At 62.5% G+C, this 2,240-nt stretch carries 4 protein-coding genes; 1 reads left to right on the top strand and 3 read right to left on the bottom strand.

The window, feature by feature from the left end:
* Nucleotides 1-171: 171 nt before the first annotated feature.
* Nucleotides 172-657 carry a MarR family transcriptional regulator gene (locus tag EN994_RS28080; protein ID WP_013529453.1) on the top strand — a complete coding sequence of 162 codons (486 nt, stop codon included), beginning with the start codon at nucleotides 172-174 and terminating at the stop codon, nucleotides 655-657.
* Nucleotides 658-663: 6 nt separating this feature from the next.
* On the opposite strand, the gene EN994_RS28075 is transcribed toward EN994_RS28080, so the two are convergent.
* The 3 genes from EN994_RS28075 to EN994_RS28065 all read right to left on the bottom strand — a co-directional run.
* Nucleotides 664-1,218 (bottom strand): hypothetical protein, encoded by a 555-nt coding sequence (locus EN994_RS28075; protein ID WP_164746265.1) that lies wholly within the window; start codon nucleotides 1,216-1,218, stop codon nucleotides 664-666.
* A gap of 122 nt (nucleotides 1,219-1,340) precedes the next feature.
* Nucleotides 1,341-1,766, bottom strand: coding sequence for a DUF1178 family protein (locus EN994_RS28070; RefSeq protein WP_013529451.1), 426 nt, complete (start codon nucleotides 1,764-1,766; stop codon nucleotides 1,341-1,343).
* Nucleotides 1,763-2,240 (bottom strand): nitrilase-related carbon-nitrogen hydrolase (locus tag EN994_RS28065; RefSeq protein ID WP_281060208.1); only part of this gene is annotated, 478 nt, incomplete at its 5' end. The genes EN994_RS28065 and EN994_RS28070, both read right to left, overlap by 4 nt.

Here is a 2,240-nt window from a genome sequence, read left to right as displayed (position 1 = left end):
GAACGGCAGCGTCAGGCCGAGCAGGCCGCCGGTGACGACCAGCAGGCCGAGCGCCGAATCCCAGAGAAGCTTCATTGACCGAATCCTGTAGCGCGGCTCTTGGCCGGCATTGCATCTTGCAGTAAGATAACGGAAAGATTCTTAACGTCAAGATAAATGATGGTGAGACAGTTGGACAGGGCAGCACGGGCGATCGAGCAATGGAAGCGGGAACGACCCGATCTGGACGTCTCGCCGATGGGTGTGCTCGGGCGGCTGAACGAGGCCGCCTCGCTGATCGCCCGCGAGCGCCTGGCGCCGTTGTTTGCCCGTTATGGATTGCAGTCCGGGGAATTCGACGTGCTGGCAACGCTGCGCCGCTCTGGATCACCCTACGCCCTGACGCCGACCGCCCTCTATGAAGCGACGATGGTGACGTCAGGCGCCATGACCAACCGGCTCGACCGGCTCGAAACGTCCGGATTGATCCTGCGCGGGCCGCACCCCAACGATCGGCGCGGCATTGTCGTGCGGCTGACCGAAAAGGGTCTCGCGTTGATCGATGAGGCTATTGCCGCCCATGTTGCCAACGAGCATGAGATTCTTTCCGGCCTGACACCGGCCGAACGGGAGACGCTCTCTCGGCTGCTTGAGAAATTGATCGGGAGCGTGAGCTAAGCCGGGTCAGTTCGTAGGCTGCGGCGAGAACCGGCGCCGGTGTTTCCAGCGGCGGTATGATACGGTGAGGTCGACAAGCCGGGTCGGCATGTTGAGGTAGAGCAGAGCATCCCGCAAACCGCTGAGATAGCGCTCACTCATCGCCTTGTCGGAAAAGTCCGGCATGGCCTCGAGTGTCGCTTCGGCTTGCTGGCTCCGGCCCTTTCCGGTCGGCAATCTGGCCGCAAAGGCTATTTCTCGACGCAGACAGACCTGCTCCACGCGATCCCGCAGCGCCTCTTCGTAGCCGATACCACATCGCATAAGCCGCGCGTGGGTGGCTTCATGGACGATAATCGAAGCGACCAATTCCGGCGTCGTCCTTTCGCTGATGATATGGCGCTCGTCCAATTCGCATGCCTTGGAAGAGTTTGCCCATTGCGCGACGGAAGCAGGAAGGGTTGTGACAAATACCTGTCTTACGTCACCAAGCAGCCGTCTGTAGCGCACTGGATCAAAATCACGAATAAGCTGAAGCGCCTCGACGATCTTGTCGGTGCCCTTGTCGCTGATGATGAGCAACCCGTCGATCGTTCGGGTACCGCTAAGCTTGACGGCGCCCCAGCGGGCCAATCGGCCAACGACGGCTCTTATGCTGCGTCGCGGCTCAATCGCTTCTGGGTCGCGCAAAGCTCCCTCGGAACTCAGTTGCGGTCGTCCGGAAACACCGGGATCGGCATGAACTCGACGCCGTCCTCGACCAGGCTCTTGGCTTCGTCCAGCGTCGCCTCGCCATAGATGCCACGCGGGTCGCTCTCGCCGAAATGGATCTTTCGCGCTTCCTCGGCGAACTTGTCGCCGACATAATCGGCATTCTCGCGCACCTTCTCGGCCATCGCCTTGAGCTGCGCCAAAGCCTGCTTCTGCGCCTCGCCCATGGCCAGCGCTATGGTTTCCTGCTTGCGCGCCGTGGAGACGGCCGGCGCCATCAGTGCTTTCTGCACCTTGTGCGAACCGCAGCTCGGGCAATCGACGAAGCCGCGCTTCTTCTGGGTGTCGAAATCGTCGTTGCTGCGGAACCAGCCTTCGAATTCGTGCTCGTGCTCGCAGATCAGGGCAAAACGGATCAAGAGGCTGCACCCCTGAGCCGCGGCGCCTCGCCCGAGCCGGCATTGACGGCGAAATCCCGCGCATTCCTGAGATTGGGGATCTTCTTGCGCGCGGCAAGCGACTGCGCCGGGTCGATCTCGGCGACGATCACCGCCGGTTCGTCATGCGCGGCTTCCGCAATGATCCGGCCCCACGGATCGACGATCAGCGAATGGCCGTAAGTCTCGCGGCCGTCTTCATGCAAGCCGCCTTGCGCGGCGGCGACGACATAGGCGCCGTTCTCGATGGCGCGGGCCCTGAGCAGCACGTGCCAGTGCGCCTCGCCGGTCTGGCGGGTGAAGGCAGCCGGTACGGAAAGCAGGTCTGCGCCGGCCAACGCCTCGGCGCGGAAGAGTTGCGGAAAGCGCAGATCGTAGCAAACGGCGAAGCCGAGCTTTGCACCCTCGATGTCGGTGACGACGGCCTCGGTTCCCGGTTCATAGGCGGCGGACTCA

Source organism: Mesorhizobium sp. M7A.F.Ca.CA.002.09.1.1, from assembly GCF_003998555.1.
In the GTDB taxonomy this organism is placed as follows: domain Bacteria; phylum Pseudomonadota; class Alphaproteobacteria; order Rhizobiales; family Rhizobiaceae; genus Mesorhizobium; species Mesorhizobium ciceri.
Note: the sequence above shows the minus strand (reverse complement) of the source record. Positions and strands in the feature narration are given on the sequence as shown.